This window comes from Streptomyces sp. NPDC058307 (assembly GCF_042880295.1).
Classification (GTDB): domain Bacteria; phylum Actinomycetota; class Actinomycetes; order Streptomycetales; family Streptomycetaceae; genus Streptomyces.
Map to the genome: position 1 here is coordinate 51,175 of NZ_JBHVYZ010000029.1, position 20,423 is coordinate 71,597.

At 71.4% G+C, this 20,423-nt stretch carries 18 protein-coding genes and 1 pseudogene; 12 read left to right on the forward strand and 7 right to left on the reverse strand.

The window, feature by feature from the left end; translation table 11 throughout:
* Window positions 1–66: 66 nt before the first annotated feature.
* Window positions 67–687 carry a TetR family transcriptional regulator gene (locus ACFVYN_RS21640; protein WP_390000937.1) on the reverse strand — a complete coding sequence of 207 codons (621 nt, stop codon included), beginning with the start codon at window positions 685–687 and terminating at the stop codon, window positions 67–69.
* Window positions 688–751: 64 nt separating this feature from the next.
* Complete coding sequence (locus tag ACFVYN_RS21645; protein ID WP_390000939.1) at window positions 752–1,843, reverse strand: hypothetical protein; 1,092 nt, start codon at window positions 1,841–1,843, stop codon at window positions 752–754.
* Window positions 1,844–2,068: 225 nt separating this feature from the next.
* On the opposite strand from ACFVYN_RS21645, the gene hmgA reads away from it, so the two are divergent.
* From hmgA to ACFVYN_RS21660, 3 genes are read left to right on the forward strand one after another with little or no spacing between them, the layout of a single operon-like run.
* Entirely contained in the window at window positions 2,069–3,439 is a 1,371-nt protein-coding gene (gene hmgA, locus ACFVYN_RS21650; RefSeq protein ID WP_390000940.1) for a homogentisate 1,2-dioxygenase, read from the forward strand.
* Between the two features lie 27 nt (window positions 3,440–3,466).
* Complete coding sequence (locus ACFVYN_RS21655) at window positions 3,467–4,216, forward strand: GntR family transcriptional regulator (protein WP_390000942.1); 750 nt, start codon at window positions 3,467–3,469, stop codon at window positions 4,214–4,216.
* 40 nt (window positions 4,217–4,256) lie between these two features.
* Complete coding sequence (locus ACFVYN_RS21660) at window positions 4,257–5,411, forward strand: type ISP restriction/modification enzyme (protein ID WP_390000944.1); 1,155 nt, start codon at window positions 4,257–4,259, stop codon at window positions 5,409–5,411.
* A gap of 15 nt (window positions 5,412–5,426) precedes the next feature.
* Here ACFVYN_RS21660 and ACFVYN_RS21665 read toward each other — a convergent pair whose 3' ends face one another.
* Window positions 5,427–6,140 carry a TetR/AcrR family transcriptional regulator gene (locus ACFVYN_RS21665; protein WP_390000946.1) on the reverse strand — a complete coding sequence of 238 codons (714 nt, stop codon included), beginning with the start codon at window positions 6,138–6,140 and terminating at the stop codon, window positions 5,427–5,429.
* A 63-nt stretch (window positions 6,141–6,203) separates the two neighbouring features.
* Here ACFVYN_RS21665 and ACFVYN_RS21670 point away from each other — a divergent pair, with 63 nt between their 5' ends.
* Both ACFVYN_RS21670 and ACFVYN_RS21675 read left to right on the forward strand, forming a co-directional pair.
* A complete protein-coding gene (locus tag ACFVYN_RS21670) occupies window positions 6,204–7,142 on the forward strand; it encodes an ATP-binding cassette domain-containing protein (RefSeq protein WP_390000948.1) in 939 nt (312 codons plus the stop codon).
* Complete coding sequence (locus tag ACFVYN_RS21675; protein WP_390000950.1) at window positions 7,139–7,921, forward strand: ABC transporter permease; 783 nt, start codon at window positions 7,139–7,141, stop codon at window positions 7,919–7,921. The genes ACFVYN_RS21670 and ACFVYN_RS21675 overlap by 4 nt, the downstream gene beginning before the upstream one ends.
* 97 nt (window positions 7,922–8,018) lie before the next feature.
* Here the strand turns inward: ACFVYN_RS21675 and ACFVYN_RS21680 are convergent, their stop codons facing one another.
* The 3 genes from ACFVYN_RS21680 to ACFVYN_RS21690 all read right to left on the reverse strand — a co-directional run bounded on the left by ACFVYN_RS21680 (window position 8,019) and on the right by ACFVYN_RS21690 (window position 9,799).
* Window positions 8,019–8,288, reverse strand: a complete 270-nt coding sequence (locus ACFVYN_RS21680; protein WP_390000952.1) for a hypothetical protein — start codon at window positions 8,286–8,288, stop codon at window positions 8,019–8,021.
* 126 nt (window positions 8,289–8,414) lie between these two features.
* On the reverse strand, window positions 8,415–9,260 hold the full coding sequence (locus ACFVYN_RS21685) for an anti-sigma factor domain-containing protein (protein ID WP_390000954.1): 846 nt from the start codon (window positions 9,258–9,260) through the stop codon (window positions 8,415–8,417).
* On the reverse strand, window positions 9,257–9,799 hold the full coding sequence (locus tag ACFVYN_RS21690) for a sigma-70 family RNA polymerase sigma factor (RefSeq protein ID WP_390000955.1): 543 nt from the start codon (window positions 9,797–9,799) through the stop codon (window positions 9,257–9,259). The genes ACFVYN_RS21685 and ACFVYN_RS21690 overlap by 4 nt, the downstream gene beginning before the upstream one ends.
* Before the next feature lie 206 nt (window positions 9,800–10,005).
* On the opposite strand from ACFVYN_RS21690, the gene ACFVYN_RS21695 reads away from it, so the two are divergent.
* The 4 genes from ACFVYN_RS21695 to ACFVYN_RS21710 all read left to right on the forward strand — a co-directional run bounded on the left by ACFVYN_RS21695 (window position 10,006) and on the right by ACFVYN_RS21710 (window position 16,531).
* Entirely contained in the window at window positions 10,006–11,541 is a 1,536-nt protein-coding gene (locus tag ACFVYN_RS21695; protein WP_390000957.1) for a DUF4331 domain-containing protein, read from the forward strand.
* A 98-nt stretch (window positions 11,542–11,639) separates the two neighbouring features.
* Entirely contained in the window at window positions 11,640–13,151 is a 1,512-nt protein-coding gene (locus ACFVYN_RS21700; protein ID WP_390000959.1) for a tetratricopeptide repeat protein, read from the forward strand.
* Complete coding sequence (locus ACFVYN_RS21705) at window positions 13,148–14,833, forward strand: sulfite exporter TauE/SafE family protein (RefSeq protein ID WP_390000961.1); 1,686 nt, start codon at window positions 13,148–13,150, stop codon at window positions 14,831–14,833. Before ACFVYN_RS21700 ends, ACFVYN_RS21705 begins: the two co-directional genes overlap by 4 nt.
* Before the next feature lie 120 nt (window positions 14,834–14,953).
* Window positions 14,954–16,531 (forward strand): protein kinase, encoded by a 1,578-nt coding sequence (locus tag ACFVYN_RS21710; protein ID WP_390000963.1) that lies wholly within the window; start codon window positions 14,954–14,956, stop codon window positions 16,529–16,531.
* Between the two features lie 7 nt (window positions 16,532–16,538).
* On the opposite strand, the gene ACFVYN_RS21715 is transcribed toward ACFVYN_RS21710, so the two are convergent.
* Window positions 16,539–17,333, reverse strand: coding sequence for an SGNH/GDSL hydrolase family protein (locus tag ACFVYN_RS21715; protein ID WP_390000965.1), 795 nt, complete (start codon window positions 17,331–17,333; stop codon window positions 16,539–16,541).
* A 276-nt stretch (window positions 17,334–17,609) separates the two neighbouring features.
* Between ACFVYN_RS21715 and ACFVYN_RS21720 the strand changes: the two genes are divergently transcribed.
* The 3 genes and pseudogenes from ACFVYN_RS21720 to ACFVYN_RS21730 all read left to right on the forward strand — a co-directional run bounded on the left by ACFVYN_RS21720 (window position 17,610) and on the right by ACFVYN_RS21730 (window position 20,213).
* Window positions 17,610–18,818 (forward strand): S8 family peptidase, encoded by a 1,209-nt coding sequence (locus ACFVYN_RS21720; RefSeq protein ID WP_390000967.1) that lies wholly within the window; start codon window positions 17,610–17,612, stop codon window positions 18,816–18,818.
* A gap of 148 nt (window positions 18,819–18,966) precedes the next feature.
* Entirely contained in the window at window positions 18,967–19,362 is a 396-nt protein-coding gene (locus ACFVYN_RS21725) for a hypothetical protein (protein WP_390000969.1), read from the forward strand.
* A 1-nt stretch (window position 19,363) separates the two neighbouring features.
* Window positions 19,364–20,213 (forward strand): annotated as a pseudogene (locus tag ACFVYN_RS21730) (GNAT family N-acetyltransferase).
* Window positions 20,214–20,423 lie beyond the last annotated feature (210 nt).

The following is a 20,423-nucleotide window of genomic DNA, read 5'->3' on the forward strand; positions in this document are numbered from 1 at the left end:
GGGCAGCGGTGCCGGTCCGGATGAGCATACCGACCGGTAGGCATGGAGGGGAGGGGGTGTGGGTGGTCAGTCCAGGACGCGCGCGAGATAGGCGCGCAGCAGCTCCCGGGCCTCCTGGATGATCCGTTCGTCTCCCTCGGGTGCCATCCGGAAGGCCAGGTGGACCAGGGTGTCGGCGGTTTCCACGGCGATGAGGAAGGTGCGGCGCAGATCGTCGTCCGGTTCGCGGGAGAGGTAGCCGGAGAGGAGCTCTGTGAGGCGGTCGGCGACGCGGTGGTTGGGTTCGGCGTGGCGGGCGCCGACGGGGATCTGGTTGCCGAAGTCGACCAGCGAGAAGCCGGGGGCGGTGCGCTTCATGGCGAGGTACTCGTCGAGGACTACGTCCATCGCCTTGCGCCAGCCGCCTTCCTCGCCCGACTCCTTGAGGCGGTCGGTGACGCCGGCCGTGAAACGCTCCAGGTTGCGCTGGGCGAGGGCGTCGGCCATCTGCCGCTTGTTGCCGAAGAAGCGGTACACCGAGCCTATGGGCACGCCGGCGCGCAGGGCGACGGCGCGGGTGCTGAGGGCGTCGTAGCCGACCTCGTCGAGGAGGTCGGCGCAGGCGTCGAGGATTCTGGTCAGCCGTTCGGCACTGCGCCGCTGCACGGGGGCGCGGCGAAGCGAGGTCGCTTGGGGCACGGGCTTCATGATGCCTTCCCGCCGCGGTCCGGTGAACCCTGCCACCTGGTACGGCTCCGGGGGCCTGCCGTACTCATCGGCCACGGCCGGGACGCGTGCCGGGGCCGGTGCCGGTGCTCGTCGTAAGCGGTTCGGCTGCGGCGGTGCGGGTGCGGACCCACGAGCCGGGCCGACCCTTCCCCGCCAGGGACTGCAGGTCCGGGGCCACGCCAGGGCCGGTGCTCGTCGTCAGCGACGGCTCCGCTGCCGGGGCGCGCAGCCCGACCGGCGAGCCCAGAAGACCGCCACCTGCCACCGCCTGCACGCCCGGGACCACGCCAAGTCCAGTGCTCGTCGTCAGCGACGGCTCCGCTGCCGGGGTGCGCAGCCCGACCGGTGAGCCCGGGACGCCTTCGACGGTGCCCGCTACGGCCTGCACGTCCAGGGTGCCCCCGGCTGTGTCCGCCACGGCCTGCGCGTCCGAGGCCGCGCGAATGCCCGTCGCAAGCGGCGGCTCCCAGACTCGACCCCCGGCACCCGTGCCGACCTGCGAGCCCGCGGTACCGTCGCCCGCGCCCGCGATCGGCTGTGCCCCCAGGGCGTCGTCCACGCCCGCCACGGACCCCGCGTCCGACGCCTCGCCGTCCCCCATGGACCGCGACCCCGACCCGGCACCCCCCGCAGACTCCGGTTCCGAGGCCGTCACGTCCGCCGTGCTCTCCACCGGGGCGCCGTCGACGGCCCAGACGGTGCCGTCGTCGGCGTAGAGGCGGGCGGTGACCTTGTGGGTGCCCTGGGGGACGTACGCGGACGGGAGGCGGCAGGACGGGGTGCGCAGGGTGGTGACGGGGCGGTCGTCCACGAAGAGGACGGCGACGCCGCGACCGGAGACCGCCTTCGCCTTCGTCGCGGCGGCCGAGAAGGTGAAGTTGTCGACGGTCAGCCGCACGGACCAGCTGTCGTCGGTGTCCGGCTGCACCTCTATGCCGACGTCTGGGGCGTTCCCCTTGTCCACCTCGCGGTAGTGCCGGCCCTCGTGATCGGTGTCGTCGAGGACCTTGCCCACCGGTGAGACCGACCGTCCGTCCTTGTGCTCCTGTGCCCCATGGGTGCCACAGCTCACGGATCCGGTCACCAGCAGGACACAGACCGCGAGCAGGGCAACGAGTCCCCGCGTCCACGACATGCCGGGGAGCGTAGAACACGGGTCCGACACCGCGAATCCCCCTGTGGTCTGGTTCTCGTCCTCCTCCCTGAGGAGGTCACGGGCGGGACATCGGTTCCAGGGAACGGCTGGGGAATGACCAGAGAAGGTCAGGGAAGGTCAGGGAAGGCCAGGGAACGGCCTCTTGCGCCGACCGCACCGCAATCCTACGGTGTTCCATAGGAATCAGACCGCAAGGGAGCGATCATGACCGGGGACGCAGCGTTCACGCGCGGCGACGCACGCAAGACCGCCGAGGGCCTGACCTATCTCTCCGGCTTCGGCAACGAGCACGCCTCGGAGGCGGTCCCGGGCGCCCTCCCCGAGGGTCGCAACGCCCCGCAGCGCGCCCCCCTCGGCCTGTACGCGGAACAGCTCAGCGGCACGGCGTTCACCGAGCCGCGCGCCCACAACCGCCGCTCCTGGCTGTACCGCATCCGCCCCTCCGCCGCGCACCCGGCGTTCACGCACACCCACAACGGCCACCTCCGTACGGCCCCCTTCACCGAGTCGGTCCCGGACCCGAACCGGCTGCGCTGGGACCCGCTGCCCGAGCCCGCCGAGGGCACCGACTTCCTCGCCGGCCTGTGGACCCTCGGCGGCAACGGCGACGTCACCCAGCGCACCGGCATGGCCGTGCACCTGTACCACGCGACCGACTCGATGGACCGCGTCTTCAGCGACGCCGACGGCGAGCTGCTGATCGTCCCCGAGCGCGGCGGGCTGCTGCTGCGCACGGAGTTCGGACTGCTCCATGTGGAGCCGGGACAGGTGGCGCTGATCCCTCGTGGGGTGCGCTTCCGTGTCGAGTTGCTGGACTCTGCATCGGATCGCGGGCAGAGCCCGACCGCCCGCGGTTATGTGTGCGAGAACTACGGGGCCCCCTTCCAGCTCCCCGACCTCGGCCCCATCGGCGCCAACGGCCTCGCCAACCCCCGCGACTTCCGGGCCCCCGTCGCCGCCTACGAGGACGTCGAGGGGCCCGTGGAGGTGGTCAACAAGTTCTGCGGCAACCTCTGGACGGCGACCTACGACCACTCCCCGCTCGACGTCGTCGCCTGGCACGGCAACCATGTGCCGTACGTCTACGACCTGCGCCGCTTCAATGTGCTCGGCTCCATCTCGTACGACCATCCCGACCCGTCGATCTTCACCGTGCTGACGTCCCCCTCCGACACCCCGGGGCTGGCCGGAGTCGACTTCGTGGTCTTCGCGCCACGCTGGCTGGTCGGCGAGGACACCTTCCGGCCGCCCTACTTCCACCGGAACGTGATGAGCGAGTACATGGGCCTGATCGAGGGGGCCTACGACGCGAAGGCCTCCGGAAAGGGCGGCTTCGTGCCCGGCGGCGGCTCGCTGCACAACATGATGTCGGCGCACGGCCCCGACCGGGAGACCTTCGACCGGGCGAGCGCGGCCGAGCTGAAGCCGCAGAAGGTCGACGACGGGCTGGCGTTCATGTTCGAGACACGCTGGCCGGTGACGCTCACCGCGCACGCGGCCCGGGCGGACCACCTCCAGCCGCACTACGACGACGTGTGGCAGGGCCTGGAACGTCACTTCCGCCCGTTGCACTGACCGATCCGCGAAAGGTACGGATAGCCCGTGACCTCCTTCGCCCCGGACTCCATCGTCCTGAACCGCAAGCTGCCGCTCTGGTACCAGGTGTCGCAGTCCCTGCGCGCCTCGATACTCGGCCGCACTCCCCGGGACCCGCTGCGCCTTCCCACCGAGGAACAGCTCGCCGGGCACTACGGGGTGAGCGTGCTGACCATGCGGCAGGCGCTGAAGGAGCTGGAGGACGAGGGGCTGATCACCCGTCACCGGCGCCGGGGCACGTTCATCGAGCCCGGCGCGACCAGGGGCACCCCGGTCCGGCTGCTCGGCTCGGTGGACGCGATCGTGGCCCAGCAGTCCGGCATGACGACCGAGCTGCTGGAGCACGGCAAGTCGCCCGTGCCGCCCGAACTCGCCGGGCACTTCCCGGAACTGGACGAGGTGGCGTCGTACCACCGGCTGCGCAGCGACGAGAAGACGGGCGAGCCGACCAACCACGCCCGCAACTACGTCCGGCCCGAAGTGGCCGCCCGCATCGACCCGTCGGACCTGATGCGCTGGCCGATGACGAAGGTGCTGCGGGATGTCGTCGGGGCGGACATCAGCCGTATCACGGACACGGTGGAGGCGCGCCTCGCGGACCCGGAGACGGCCCGGCTGCTCCAAGTCCCGCTGCTCAGCCCGATCCTGCACTACACCGGAGTCACCTACGACACCGGCGGCCGGGTGCTCGACGCGGCGGTGATCCACTACCGCGGTGACCGGTTCTCCTTCACGGTGACCCTGGACGCCACATGAGCCCACTGTCCCCGGCTGCCTGTCGGCGAATGGTCGTACGATGCCCAGCGTGACGCACGACGACGCTCCGCCGCTGGCGGACCTCATGCCGTGGTCCGTCGCACCGCCGCGGCTCGGCCGAGGGTGGCCGGCGGGTCCCGACGCGGCATCCCTGAAAGCCCGCTGGGACGCCCTGCTGAAGGCCGAGGGGCCCGACCGGGAGGCTCTGTTCGAGCCCACCCGGTCCCGCACCCTGCGTTCGGCGGTCGGACAGCTTCCGGGGCGCACGGGCGGCACCGAGAGGCTCGCGCGCGCCTCCGGCCCCTGCCCGGAGCCGGTACGGGTGCTGCACGCGCCCTTCGACGAACAGTGGCTGATCCCGGACCACCGGCTGATCGACGCGGCCCGGCCCGAGCTGTGGCGGGTGGCGGACGGCGACCAGGTGTTCGTGGTGGAGACGCCCACGGACGGTCCCGGCCCCCAGCTCCTCGCGACCTCGCTGCTCCCCCTGCTCCGCCCGGGCCGCATCCGCCCGCTGTACCGCCGCCCGGGGGGCACCGAACCCAACCTCGCGCCCGGTCTCCTCGAGCACCTGCGGACCCGCCTGGGTGTCCCGGTGGAGCCCCTGGACGTCCTCGCCTGGATCCTGGCGGTGGTCCGCCCGGACCTCGCCGTCCCGCTCACCGACGACGCCGAACTGTGGGCCCGTGGCGTCGAGTCGGGCCGCCGCGTCCTGTGGCTGATGCGCCGTGACGGCGACCGTCCGAAGCTGCCCGGTGGCCGCCGCCCGTACGTCCGTGCGCCGCTGCCGTCCCGGCCCCTGATCCTGGACTACGACCGCGACGAGGAGGCCCTGCTCCTTGACGAGGGCCGCGTCTCCCCCGTACCGCCCAAGGCCTGGGACTACGAGGCGGGCGGAGTGCGGGTGCTGGAGCAGTGGTTCGCGGCCCGGATCGCGGAACCGGAGCCGGGCACACTGGCCGCGATCCGCCCGGCGACCTGGCCGCAGACGTGGACGTCGGAACTCCTCGAACTGATCACCGTGCTGGCCCTGCTGGCGGATCTTCAGCCGCTCCAGGACGAGGTGACGTCACGGATCACGGCGGCCGGCCTGCGCGGGGCGGGGGTGCTGCCGGTCCCGGACGCGGCCCGCAGGCCGGCGTCGGTCCTGGACGGCCACGAGGAGGGACCTGAGGGCCAGCTCGCGCTGCTCTAGGCCGCTCCAGACCGTCTAGGCCCTGGGCTCGAAGCCATCCAGGACCCGATCCAGCATCCGCTCGAACACCGCGTCCAGATCGATCGGTCCCGCGTCCTCCATGAACGACGCCGCCAGCCGCGGATACGCCCCCGACGCCACCTGGCTGCCCAGATAGGCGATCCGCACCGCGTTCTCCTGCTCCTGCGACCACGGCAGCGACCGCACCCGCTCGGCCGTGGACAGCTCGTTCGAGACATACGTCGTCACACACCCGTTGAGCATCGCGACCAGCTCGATCTTCGTGCCGTAGGGGGCGTCCAGCGGATCGAGACAGGCGAGGCAGTGCTCCAGATAGCGCAGGGCGTTGGGGCTGAAGCCGTACGCCCCCGACATGAGCCGTGGCATCCAGGGGTGCCGGTGCATCAGCGCCTTGGTCCGGCGGGCGTTGCGCAGCATGTCGGCCCGCCAGTCACCCGTGGGCTCGAAGAGCTCGTGCTCGCCGCTGACCGCGTCCACCATCAGCTCGTGCAGGTCCTCCTTGCGGGGGACGTAGTTGTACAGCGACATCGTCCCGCAGCCCAGTTCGGCCGCGACATGGCGCATCGACACCGCGTCCAGCCCCCCGGCATCGGCCAGCCGCACCGCCGCCGCCGCGATGTCCGCCCTGGTGAACGCGGGTTTCGGGCCACGCCCCGTCCGCTCGGGACGCGACCAGATCACTTCGGGTACGGCCGCTCGGCCCGCCATCGATCATCACCTCGGCCACCATCCTAGTTACGTACAGCGTACGTAGTGCGCTATGGTCCTGCCATGACTTCTACGTACTCTGTACTTAGTGAAGGTCTGGAGAAGCGGTTCGGGGAGGTCCATGCCCTGCGCGGCCTCGATCTCGCCGTGCCCTCGGGCACGGTCTGCGGCCTCCTCGGCCCCAACGGCGCGGGCAAGACCACGGCCGTACGGCTGCTGACCACGCTGCTGCGGCCGGACGCCGGCTCCGGGCGGGTCGCCGGACACGACCTCGTCCGGGAACCGGAGGCCGTCCGGCGCGCCATCGCCGTCACCGGGCAGTACGCGTCGGTCGACGGGGACCTCACCGGGCGGCAGAACCTCAGGCTGTTCGCCCGGCTGCACCGGGTACGGGGGCCGGCCGAGCGGGCCGCCGAGCTGCTGGACCGCTTCGGGCTGACCGGGGCCGCCGACCGGGCCGCGTCCACCTACTCGGGGGGTATGCGCCGCCGCCTGGACCTGGCGGCGAGCCTGATCCGCCGCCCGGAGATCCTGTTCCTCGACGAGCCGACGACCGGCCTCGACCCGGCCGGCCGCACCCTCGTCCGGGACGCCGTGCGCGAGCTGTCGGCGGACGGCACGACCGTGCTGCTGACCACGCAGTACCTGGAGGAGGCCGACCAACTCGCCCACGAGATCGCGCTGGTGGACAAGGGGCGGGTCGCGCACACGGGTTCACCGGCCCAGCTCAAGGCCCTGATCGGGGCGTACGTCGAGATCGTCGTCGCGGACGCGGACGTCCTGGTGACGGCGGCAAGGGTGCTCGACCGGCTCACCGGCGGGGAACCGTCGTTCGACCACGAGCGCAACGCGGTCGGCGCGGTCACCCGGGACACCACGCTCACGCTGCCCCGGCTGGTGCGTGAACTGGACGCGGCGGGAGTGCCGTTGCTCGACGCGAGCATCCGGCCGCCGACCCTCGACGACGTCTTCCTGCAACTGACCAAGGAGCTTGCGGTATGAGCACGCTGACCTACGACGGCACCGCGATGCTGGGCCGTCAGCTGCGGCGGGTCCGGAACAACCCGGGGCTGCTGATCCTGACCCAGACCATGCCGATCACGATGCTGCTGTTCTTCGGCTACGTCTTCGGCAGTGCGCTGGCGATGCCGGGCGAGGAGTACCGGTCCTTCCTGGTGCCGGGCCTGCTGGTGGCGACGGCGGCGAACGGGATCATGACCGGGATGTTCCAGGCGGCCCAGGACGTCCACCGGGGCGTGACGGACCGGCTGCGCACCCTGCCGATCAGCCGGGCGGCCGTGCCGCTGGGCCAGTCGGTCGCGGACGTGGTGGTCACCGCAGCCGGAACGGTGCCGTTCCTGCTGGTGGGGCTCGCGGTGGGCTGGCACGTCGAGGGCTCCGCGCTGCACGCAGTGGGCGCCGCCGGGCTGTTGCTGCTGTTCCGGTTCGCGACCACCTGGATCGGCATCTTCCTCGGCCTGCTCACCCGCAGCGAGGAGGCCGCGGGGCAGCTGGGCGGAGCGACGTTCGTCCTGCCACTGCTGTCGAACGCGTACATCCCGACCGAGGGGCTGCCCGGGTGGCTGCGGACGCTCGCCGAGTGGAATCCGATCAGCGCGGTGACCACGGCCCTGCGGGACCTGCTCGGCAACGCCCCGATACCGCAGGGGGCCGCCTGGCCGGTGGCGCATCCGATCGCCGGGTCACTGATGTGGTGCGGGGTGCTGCTCGCGGTCTTCGCGCCGCTTGCCGTACGGAGGTACGCACACAGCGAGAAGTGAACGCCTCTTGCCGGGAGGGGAGTTCGGTCACCTGGATCGTGCTGCATGCCGTGGGGACGACGGGCAGGATCGCAGCACGATACCGGGCGGCGAGGGCTCAGCGTCCGCCGAACAGCGAACGGCGCAGTCGGCGCAGTGGCGCGAACAGCGAGACACGGCGAACCCGCGCACCCCTGTCACTGCGCTCCTGCTTGGCGGGGTCACGCGCGGTCAGCTCGCGCATCAGTGACGTCGCCTCGGCCGCCTCGCGCTGCGGGACGGCAGGTCCCGAAAGCACCGAGAGATGGCGGTCGAGGCGCGAACTGGTCGCGCTGCTCCCGCAGGTGATCGCAGGGACCCTCGCCCTGCGCACTGTTATCTGTTCCATGTCACTCCCCACCCGTACGAGTCCACCCGGCCCGGGCAGGGTAACCCTATCGCCCCTCCGGGGCACACGTGTATCGGCGTCACAGGATTCACCTTCCCCGCAAGGGTGTTGACGACCCCTCCATGATTACTCTCCGAATCCAGCCGATTTCAGGGCGAGTTGGACAACAGGCTGGGTAGTGGGCTGCGGTGATCCCCCGTCGGGCTCGACCGTCACAGCGAGTGATGTCGCGGACTTGTCGAGTCCGCTCGCGACCAGGGGCGTGTCGGCGGAGAACAGCCCGAGGGAGCGCGGTTGCTCGTTGGGGCGCATGAGCCACAGTTGGCGCACGCGGCCGCTCGGGGGCGCGCTGTACCCGCTCAGGGTGACGACCGCGCGCCCTTCCGATGCGGAAGCGATCGCTGCGATGCTTCGGCCCTGGGCGTCCTGCCCCCGGGTCGCCCGGGCGTCCGCGGCCTGGAGAACGTGGGCGATCTCACTGGCCTGGGCCTTCTGCGCGTCCAGTTCGTCCTGGGTCCGGTCGGCCTGGACGGCGAACAGGGAGGCGACAACGAGGGCCGCGGCCGCGGTGGCCGTCGCGAAGGGCGCGAACAGGGGACGCCGCCGGCGCTGCCTGGGCGGCGGCTGGGCGCCCCACACATGCGGCGGCAGCTGCGACCTGCGCGCCCGGGCCGGTTCCGGCCGCGCACGGGCCGGTTCGGGACGCGCACGGGCCGGTTCGGGCCGTACGGCGGGCTCCTGCGGGATGGTGCGTACGGCGGCCAGCACCCGGTCGCGCATCGCGAACGGCGGCGGGGCGGCGGCCGACCACGCGAGCCGTACCGCGTCCTCGGACAGCGCACGCACGTCCGCCGCACAGCTGTCGCAGTCCTTGAGGTGCCGCTCGAAGCGGGCCCGCTCGCCGGGTTCCAGCGCGTCCAGGGCGTACGGGGCCGCGAGGGAGTGCAGGTCTTCCCGGCGGAAGAGGCTCATGCCGCACCTCCCAGGCACTCCCGCAAGCGGGTCAGTCCGTCACGCATCCGCGTCTTCACCGTCCCCAGCGGCAGGCTGAGCCGCTCGGCCACTTCACGGTACGTGTAGCCGTCGTAGTAGGCGAGGGTGACGGACTGGCGCTGGAGTTCGGTCAGCCGGTCCAGGCACCGGCGCACCCACTCGCGTTCCAGGCCCGCCTCGACCTCCTCGGTCACCTGGTCGAAGGCGGGGTGATGGGACCGGTGCGCCTCGCGCTGGTCGCGTTCACCGGCCGCACGGGCGCTGCGCACCCGGTCGACGGCACGGCGGTGCGCGAGGGTGAGGACCCAGGACAGCGCGCTGCCCCGGCGGGGATCGAACCGCGCGGCGGACCGCCAGCACTCGAGCAGCACTTCCTGTGACACCTCCTCCGACTGCGCCGGATCACGCACCACACGACGTACCAGCCCGAAGACCGGCCCGGCCACGAGCCCGTAGAGCTCCTCGAACGCCCTCTGGTCCCCTCCCGCCACGAGCATCAGAAGCTCGTCCGCCTCCAACTCGCCGCCCCCTCCCGCAAACCCGCACCTGGGCCGTCCCGTCCCACGAGGTACTCGCAACGCACACACCTCCGGATGGGGTTACGGATCAGAAGGCCGAAAACGCGGGTCGAGCAGCAGAAAAGAAGTTTTGAGATTCGACCAATCCGGCCCGCCCACCGCTCCGAATCACCGGCGTCAGGCAAGTTGGACTGAGGACGGACGGCATGACACCTATCTCCAGGAACGGCTCGGGACGCAGCAGCATTGCGACCCTCATCTGTGGCGCGCTGGCCGCCGGTGGGCTCGTAGCCGCCGGCGTGGCCACGCTGGAACCCGGGGCGGCCTCCGCCTCCAGTCACCGGGAAGCCCCGCTGATCTCGGGCGACCCCCAGTACGACAACACGGACGTGTACGCGTTCGTCAGCCCCGACAAGCCCGACTCGACGACGATCGTCGCCAACTGGATCCCCTTCGAGGAGCCCGGCGGCGGCCCGAACTTCTACCAGTTCGCCGAGGACGCGCAGTACGACCTCCACATCGACAACAACGGTGACGGCCAGGGCGATCTGCTGTACCGCTTCACCTTCAAGACGCATGTGAAGAACAAGAAGTCGTTCCTGTACAACACGGGCGTGGTCGAGAGCCTCGACGACCCGGACCTGAACGTCACGCAGACGTACGACATCGAGCTCTTCCAGCTGAAGAACCAGAAGGTCAAGTACAAGACGAAGATCGCGGACGACGTCCCGGTGGCGCCGTCGAACGTCGGCAAGGCCTCCATGCCGAACTACGAGAAGCTGCGGGACCAGGCGGTCTACAAGCTCCCCAACGACTCGGCGTCGTTCGCCGGCCAGGCCGACGACCCGTTCTTCGCCGACCTGCGCGTCTTCGACCTGCTGTACGGCGGGAACCTCACCGAGGTCGGCAACGACACGCTCAAGGGCTACAACGTCAACTCGATCGCCCTGCAGGTCCCGACGGACATGATCGCCGAGTCCTCGCACCAGCCGATCGTGGGCATCTGGTCCACGACCCAGCGCAGGAACGCGCAGGGGTACTACTCGCAGGTCTCGCGCCTGGGCAACCCGCTCGTCAACGAGGTCGTCAACCCGCTGAAGGACAAGGACAAGTTCAACGCGTCCTCGCCGTACGACGACGCGCAGTTCCTGAAGAACGTGACCAACCCCGAACTGCCGAAGCTCATCGAGGCGATCTACAAGATCCCCGCCCCGAAGGAGCCCCGCAACGACCTCGTGGACGTGTTCCTCAAGGGTGTGAAGGGGCTCAACCAGCCTCCCTACGTGCGACCCGCCGAGGAGCTGCGCCTCAACACGTCCATCAAGCCCACCGATTCTCCGAAGCGGCTCGGTGTGCTTGATGGCGACAACGCCGGGTTCCCGAACGGTCGTCGGCTGACCGATGACGTGATCGACGCCTCGCTCCAGGTCGTCGAGGGCGAGCTGGTCGGCTCCAAGAACGACCTCGGTGACGCGGTCGACAAGAACGACAAGGACTTCGAGAAGTCCTTCCCGTACGTGGCGCTGCCGACCGAGGGATCCCGGGGGCCGCTGGCCAAGGGCACGACCTCGGGCAACGACGTCCGCAACCAGCTCGGCGACGCGCTGTCCCCGGCGGGTGCCTCCGGCTCCTCCGGCAACATGAGCCTGATCGCCGGGTCCGCGGGCGCGGGTGCGGCCGGGATCGTGCTCATCGGAGCGGCGCTCATGTGGTGGCGCCGGATGCGGCGACGGGCGTACTAGGCGCCGCTGCCCCCTTTACTGGCGCGGCCCGCACGTACTCATCCCCCACGGTGCGGGCCGCGCCGCACACACGATCACGAACGGAACAGGAGAGGGCAATGTCCGGGTCTACGACCGACAGCGCACCCGAGAACGAGCACGACGGACCGTCGGAGACCGTGGAGCCCTCTGCTCAGGAGTCCTCCGCTCGGGAGCCCTCCGCTCGGGAGCCCTCTGCTCAGGAGTCCTCCGCTCGGGCCGACGACGAGAAGGTCGCCGCCGTGCGGCGGGTCGCGCGGGCCGGCCGGCGCTGGCGGGCGGCTCAACTCGCCGGGTGCGCGGCCCTGTTGGCCGTCGCGCTGACCGGTGGGTCGATCGCCTTCGGGGCGCTGCGGGACGGCGGCACCGCCACCGTCGCCAGTTCGTCGGCCGTCTCTCCCGGCCTGATGGCCAGTGGGGACCTCGACGCGGGCATCAGGGCGATCCAGGCCCATCTCCGCACCCAGCCCAAGGACTACGGCAGCTGGGCCACCCTGGGACTCGCCTACGTCGAGCAGGCGCGGACCAAGGGCGACCCCTCGCGGTACCCGCAGGCCGAGCAAGCCCTGAAGAGGTCCCTGGAGGTGGAGCCCGACAACGGCCAGGGGCTCACCGGTCTCGCCGCCCTCGCCGCGGCCCGGCACGACTTCAAGGGCGCCCTCACGTACGCCGACAGGACCCTGAAGCAGAACCCGTACAACGAGCGCGCCCTCTCCTCCCGGATCGACGCCCTCGTCGAACTCGGCCGCTACGCCGAGGCGTCGAAGGCCGCCGACCTCGCGGACGAACGGCGGCCAGGCATCCCGGTATTCACCCGCTACGCCTACGTCCACGAACTGCGCGGCGACGTCCGCACCGCCCGCACCGTCCTGGAACGGGCCCTGTCCACCGCCACCACTCCGGGCGACATCGCCTACGTGGCCAGCGCGCTGGGCCAACTCGCCTGGAACCAGGGCGACTACGGCACGGCCCTCACCGACTACGCCCGCGCCCTCGCCGCCGACGACTCCTACCTCCCCGCCCTGGAGGGCAGGGCCCGCGCCCAGGCCGCGAGCGGCGACCGCGCCGCCGCGATCAAGGGCATGGAGGCCGTCGTGGCCCGCTATCCGCTGCCCGGGCCGCTCGTCGCGCTCGGCGAGCTGTACGAGGACCGGGGCGGTGACGGCGACAAGGCCAAGGCGGGCGACCAGTACGCGCTCGTGGACGCCTGGACGGCCCTCGCCCGTGCCAACGGCGTCAACGCCGACCTCGACACCGCGATGGCCGCCGCCGACCACGGCGACAAGGCCGCCGCCCTGCGCGCCGCCCGCGCCGAGTGGGCCCGCCGGCACACCGTGCACACCGCGGACGCGCTCGCCTGGGCCCTGCACGTGAACGGCCGGGACAAGGAGGCCCTGCCCTATGCCCGGCAGGCCACCGCCACCGGCTACCGCAACGCGTCCTTCCTCTACCACCGCGGCATCGTCGAACTCGCCGCGGGCGACAAGAAGGAAGGCCGGAGCCTTCTCGGTTCCGCCCTGAAGCTCAACCCCGGTTTCTCCCCCCTCGGCGCCCGCGAGGCCCGCAAGGCTCTCAAGGAGGCGTCCGAGTGAAGCCCCGCCGTCTGTTCGCGTCCCTCACGGCCGTCCTGACGGCGGCTTGTGCGCTCGCGCTGCTCCCTTCCAGCAGCGCGAGCGCCCACCCCCTCGGCAACTTCACCGTCAATCGCTACGACGGTCTCGTCGCCGCCCCCGGCCAACTGCGCGTCGACCACGTCGAGGACCTCGCCGAGATCCCGGCCACCCAGGCAAAGCCGGACATCGAGAAGCTCGGCATGACCGAGTGGGCCGCCCAGCGCTGCCGGAAGGCGGCGGAGGGCAGCAAGGTCACCGTCGACGGCCGTAGCGCCGCTCTCACCGTGCGGGCCGGCCACGCGCGGGTGCGTCCCGGTCAGGCGGGACTCGACACCCTGCGCGTGGAGTGCCGGCTGACCGCCCCGCTGCCCGAGAACGCCACCGTCGCCCTCGGCTTCCACAGTGCGGGCACCGACTCCGGACCCGGCTGGCGCGAGATCACCGCGCGCGGCGACCGGATGACGCTCACGGGGTCGGACGTGCCCACGAAGTCGGTCTCGGACGAACTGACCACCTACCCGCAGGAGTTGCTCTCCTCGCCCGCCGACACCGTGACCGCGTCCCTGCGCGTGCGGCCCGGAGGAGCGGCCCTCGGCGAGGTGCGGTCGGACGCTCCCGCCGCCTCCGTGCTGCCCCGTGGCGCCGACCGCTGGACGCGCGCCCTGGACTCCCTGGTGGCCCGGCACGACCTCACCGTCGGCTTCGCGGCGCTCGCCCTGCTCATCGCGGTCGTCCTCGGCGCGATGCACGCGCTGGCCCCGGGGCACGGCAAGACCCTGATGGCCGCGGTGGCAGCGGCCCGGGGCGGCAAGGCCAGGATGAAGGACGTCCTGCCGCTGGCCGCCTCCGTGACCGTCACCCACACCCTGGGCGTGGTCGCCCTGGGCCTCCTCGTCACGGCCGGCTCGGCGGCGGCGCCCTCGGTGATCGCGTGGCTGGGCATCGCGAGCGGGGTGATGGTCACCGCGGCGGGCGTCACCCTGCTGCGCCGGGCCCTGCGCACCCGCGCGCCCCAGCACGGACACGGGCACCCGCACGACCACCCCCACCCGCACCCCACCAAGAAGACCGAGGAGCGCGCGCTGGTCCTGGTCGCCGCCCACACGGAGGCCGCCCCGGCGACGACGGAGGCGCACACGCACACCCACGCGCCCGACCACACTCACGACCACGGGCACGGCCACACCCACGATCACGGACACCCGCACCCGCACCCGCACCCGCACCCGCACCCGCACGACCACGACCATGACCATGACCACTCCCACGCCCTGGAACACACCCACGGCGGCTTCACGCACACCCACGCAGTCGCCCCCACCCTGCGCGGCACGCTCCTCCTCGGCTTCGCCGGCGGTCTCGTGCCCAGCCCCTCCGCCGTCGTCGTGCTCGTCGGTGCCGCCGCGCTCGGGCAGGCCTGGTTCGGTCTGCTGCTCGTCGTGGCGTACGGGGTCGGGCTGGCCCTGACCCTGACCGCGGCCGGATTCGCCGTCGTCAGGCTGGGCAGTGGAGTCACACGGCTGCTGGACAGGCGCCCCCGCCTGGCCGCGAGCCCGATGACCGCGCTGGTGCGCAGGACCGCGCCCCTGATGTCGGCGTTCGTCGTGGTGGCTCTCGGGGCAGGATTGGTGCTCAAGGGGGCGGCATCCGCACTCGGCTGAGCTACTTTTGTACAGAAATGGCGCGTACAGATATGACGCGTACGGAAATGGCGCACACAGAATTCACGCGCGACATCACGCGGAGTGGAGATTTCGCCCGGATGCGAATGGGGGACGCCCGTGTCCGAAGAACCGGGCAGTGAACGAGTGATCGCGGGCCGCTACCGTCTCCTGTCCCCGCTCGGCGAGGGCGGCATGGGAACCGTGTGGCGAGCCCGCGACGAGGTGCTGCACCGCGAGGTCGCCGTCAAGGAGGTGCGCGCGCCGCACGGGCTGGCGACCCACGAGGTGGAGCGGTTGTACGCCCGCCTGGAGCGCGAGGCGTGGGCGGCGGCCCGGGTCGCGAACCGCAATGTGGTGACGGTGTACGACGTGGCCACCGAGGACGGCCGCCCGTGGATCGTCATGGAGCTGGTGCGCGGCATCTCGCTCGCCGAACTCCTGGACGCGGAGGGCCCCCTCAGCCCGCAGCGGGCCGCGCACATCGGCGCCGAGGTGCTCTCCGCGCTGCGCGCCGCGCACGAGGTCGGGGTGCTGCACCGGGACGTGAAGCCCGCCAACGTGCTGCTGTCGAACGACGGCCGCGTGGTGCTCACCGACTTCGGCATCGCCCAGGTCGAGGGCAGTTCGGCGCTGACGATGACCGGCGAGGTCATCGGTTCGCCCGAGTTCCTGGCCCCGGAGCGGGCGCTCGGCCGCACACCGGGCCCGGAGTCCGACCTGTGGTCGCTGGGCGTGCTGCTGTACGCCGCCGTCGAGGGCAACTCCCCCTTCCGGCAGAACACCCCGCTGAGCACCCTGCGCGCGATCGTGGACGAGGAGCTGCCCCCGCCGTACCGGGCCGGTCCGCTCACGCCGGTGATCGAGGGGCTGCTGCGCAAGGATCCCGCGGAGCGGCTGCCCGCCGACCGGGCGGAGCAGGAGCTGCGGATCATCGGGGCGGGCGGCACGCCCCGGGCGGACGCCGTACAGGCGGGGCCGTACGCGCCGACCGTCGCGGCGCCCTTCCCGCAGGAGCCGCCGACGGCCCCGTACCGGCCCGCGCCCACGCCGGCCTCCACTCCCACCGCGCGCTCCCAGCCCCCGGAGCGCAATCGCCGTGCGGCCGTCGTCCTGGTCGCGGGCGTGCTGGCCCTCGCGCTGGCGATCGCGGGGCTGACGTACGCGCTGCTGAACCGCGACAACGGCGACCCGGACGGGGCGACCGCCAAGGACAGCAGTCCCGCGGTGAGTTCACCCGCGCCGACCACGTCGGACGAGCCCAGCGACACCCCGTCCCCGAGTCCGAGCAAGAGCACGACGAGCGCGCCCCCGCCGCAGTCGGTGGACGTCTCGCTGTCGGGCTCGCACACCGACTACACGGGCTCCTGCCCGCCGGACAGGTCGGCTGCCCCCACCTTCACGGTCACCCTGACGGTCGGCCGGCTCCCGGCGACGGTGACCTATCGCTGGGTGTCGAAGAACGGCTCGGTGAACGGCAGTTGGAAGACGCTCACGTTCCCGGCCGGTGGCGACAGGACGCAGGAGGAGCAGCGGTTCGTCACCACCGAGGACGACAGCGGGACGTTCGAGGACACCATCAGCGTGGAGGTCCGTGACCCCGTGGAGAAGACGTCCGACCCCGTCCCCTTCTCGCTGACCTGCGTGACGGAGACCCCGTCCAACACGGACGAGGCCTCCCCCACTGCGTCCCCGTGAGCGGAGATCAGGCCGCGCTGTTCAGGACCGGGAGGTAGCCGCCGGACTGGCCGGCCGCGGTCGGGTGGTAGGACTCACCGATGTTGAGCAGGTTGAGGCTGTGCAGCCAGGCACTGCCGGAGCAGAGTTCGTGGCCGGTGAAGGCGGAGCGGACGTCGCCCCAGGCGAAGCCGTGGTCCGCGGCCCGCTTGGCGATGGCGGTGTCGAGGTAGTCGGCGGCGTCGTTGATCGCCTTCCGCTTGGTCTCGGAGAGGCCGAGACAGACGGTGCCGAGTTGGTAGAAGCGGGGGTAGCCGAGGACGACCACGTGCGCGTTGGGCGCCCTGGTGCTGATCTGCGAGTAGACGGTGTCGAGTTGGCCCGGGAGGGTCGAGTCGACGTACGCCTTCGCGGTGTTGATCCGGGCCAGGCAGGAGCTGTCGGACTGGAGCACACAGGTCGTCATGACGTCGGAGAAGCCGGCGTCGTTGCCTCCGATGCTGAGGGAGACGAGGGCGGTGGCGGAGTTCAGCGGGGTCAGCTGATTCGCCAGAACATCACCCGTACGGGCGCCCGAACACGCGGTGAACGCGAACGACGAGGGTGAGTGGGCGGCCGCCCAGAGGTAGGGGTAGGCCTTCGTGCTGCGCTTGCAGTCGCCGCTGGAACTGATGTAGCTGCCTGCGCCGACTCCCGAGGAATAGGAGTCTCCCAGGGCCACATAGGGGCCCGCGGCGGCGTGGGCGGTGCCTGTCCCGGTGAGGACTGCGGCGAGGGCGAGGAGGAGTGAGCCGACGTATGCGGCAAATCGGGAACGTCTCATGGAACCTCCCTTTAGCAGGATCTCTGCCGTATCCGTCGTAGCAACGACACGTGGCGACGGGAAGTGTCCATGCCAAAATCGACAATGATTTCGTGGACATGACAGGTTTGTTGACTCCTCCTCAACTCCCTTGTTCTACCCCCATAGATGACCCAGCCTTTACCTCAGCCCGGAGCGGAACGCGACGCTCCCGGTCGTGTGCGCGATCACGTGCACACCCCCCACGGACGCGCGCCCGACCCAGGCGCCGTCGCCCATGAGGAGGACTCCCTCGTAATGGCACAACTGCGTAGCAACACCTTCCGGTTCGCCGCGATAACCACCCTGACGGCCGGCGCCCTCGTCGGCGGGCTCACCGCCCTTCCGGCCCAGGCCGCCCCGGCCGAGGGCAGGGTCCTCGCCGCCGGCTCCCCCACGGCCGTCAAGGGCAGCTACATCGTCACGCTCAAGAAGAACGCGGGCTTCACGTCCTCGTCCGGCGCGGGCAAGGGGCTCATCAAGGAGTACGGCGGGAAGGTCGGGAAGACCTTCGGTTCCGCGCTCAACGGCTACACCGCCACGCTCTCCGCGACCGAGGCGAAGAGACTCGCCGCGGACCCGTCGGTGGCCTCCGTGGAGCAGAACCAGCGGGTCCACGTGGCCGACACCACGCAGTCCAGTGCCCCGTGGGGCCTGGACCGCATCGACCAGGCCGCGCTCCCGCTCTCCGGCACCTACACCTACCCGGACACCGCGGGCAGTGGTGTCACGGCGTACGTCATCGACACCGGCGTCCGCATCACCCACAGCCAGATCAGCGGCCGCGCCTCCTACGGCTACGACGCCGTCGACGGCGACACCACCGCCTCCGACGGCAACGGCCACGGCACCCATGTGGCCACCACGATCGCGGGCTCCACCTACGGCGTCGCCAAGAAGGCGAAGATCGTGGCGGTGCGCGTGCTCGACAACGCCGGCTCCGGCACCACCGCCGGCGTCATCGCGGGCATCGACTGGGTCACCGCCAACCACTCGGGCCCCTCGGTCGCCAACCTGTCCCTCGGCGGCGGCGCGTCCACCACCCTGGACACCGCGGTCAGGAACTCCATCGCGAGCGGCGTCACGTACGCCGTCGCGGCCGGCAACAGCAGCGCCAACGCCTCCTCGTACTCCCCGGCCCGCGTCACCGAGGCGATCACCGTCGGCGCCACCACCAGCACCGACGCCCGGGCCAGCTACTCCAACTACGGCTCGGTCCTGGACGTCTTCGCCCCCGGCTCCTCCATCACGGCGGGCTGGAACACCAGCGACACCGCGACCAACACCATCTCCGGTACGTCGATGGCGACCCCGCACGTCGCGGGCGCGGCCGCGGTCTACCTCGCCGGGCACACCTCGGCCACCCCGGCCCAGGTCGCCACGGCGCTGGTCAACGGGGCCACGTCCAACGTGGTCACCAGCCCCGGCACCGGCTCGCCCAACAAGCTTCTGAAGCTGGTGCGGTAGTACCCGAACAGGTGGCCCCCGGAGGTGACTCACGCCTCCGGGGGCCACACCCGTGTCCACGTCCGTACCGGTCGGCCTTGACGGCTCCCACGGCACTGCGCGACATTGAAGCCCGGCATCCGGCGCTTTCTGGGGGGAAACGTCGCCCATGCAGACCACACGTACCCGGACATCCTCGACGACATCGGGCAGAGACCTGACGCCGCTGCTCGCCGGCGCCGCGACCGCCGTGGGGGGATTCGGCGCCCTGCTCGCGTTCACCGGCTCCGACTCACCGCTGCGCGCCCCGCTCACGCTCTTCTTCCTGCTCGCGGCACCCGCCGCCGGTATCGCCGCCGCACTTCGCGGCTTCGATCCGTTCGCCCGGGCACTGGCCTCGCTGGCCGGCGCGGTCGTCCTCAACATGCTGGTGGCCCAGGGCATGCTGGCCACGCACCGCTGGTCGGCGCGCGGCGGCGTCATGGCGATGGCCGTGATCAGCGCCCTCATCCTGGTGCTGGTGCTGATGCGGCGACGCCGTACGGCGAAGGGCCGGGACATCTGACGTGGACATCAGCGTGTACCGTCCCGGCGAGCCGAGCGCGGCCGACCGGGTGGCGTGGACCGCCCCGCAGTCCAAGGCCCATCTGCACGGCTCGCCGGGCCTGGCGAACCCGTTCCTGTCCCCCGAGTTCGCGCTCGCGGTGGGCCGGTGCAGACGGGGCGTGCGGATCGCCGTCGTACGGGAACAGGGCGAGCCCGCCACGTTCTTGCCGTGGGACGCACAGGAGTTGCTGCGTGCCTGCGGGCTGGCCGTCCGGGAGTTCGACCATCTGGTGGAGGGCCAGGGGCCGTTCGAGACGGAAGCCTCCGGCAGGTTCCCCTCGCCGGTCATGGACGTCGAGCAGGGATACGAGACCTACCTGGCCGAACTGCGGGAACGCTCGCCGAAGTTCACCCGCACCACACTCGCCAAGGAACGCAGACCGACCCGCACGGCGAGCGAGGTGCGCTACGTCCACGACGAGCGCGACCCGGCCGCCCTGCGCGTCCTGATGGACTGGAAGTCCGCCCAGTACCGCAGGACCGGCCGCAGCGACCGCTTCGCGCACGAGGCTGCATCTGCGCATGGCCGAGGCGGCCGCCGCCGACGGCGTCGCCCACCTCGATCCGGGCCGGGGGCAGAAGGAGTACAAGGACTCCCTGAAGACACGGGAACTGACCGTGTCGGAGGGGTGGGTGACCCGTCGGCACCCGGTCGCGGTCGGACACCGCTTCCGCCGGGTTCCGGTGCGGGCACTGCGCAACGCCGTGGTGGCACGTCCGGAGCTGTTCGAACCCGCCGACAGGCTGCTGAAGAAAGTGGGAAAGATCCGCTCGGGCGCGACTGTAACGGTCAAACCAACAAAAACGTGAGGCCTCGGTCCAGGCCTTGCCATACGGGTCCAAACGTCAATACCGTCATACATCACACCCGCACCGTCCCGTCATTAAGCGGCTCCAGGGGAGGGCTCAGGACCGCGACGGGGGCGCGGGGCGCGGTAGGGGGGTGCCGTGCTCGGTGACCGCACATGTGACCGAGTCGTGCCGCGCGACCGGCTGTCGTTTCTCAGAGAACAAGCACAG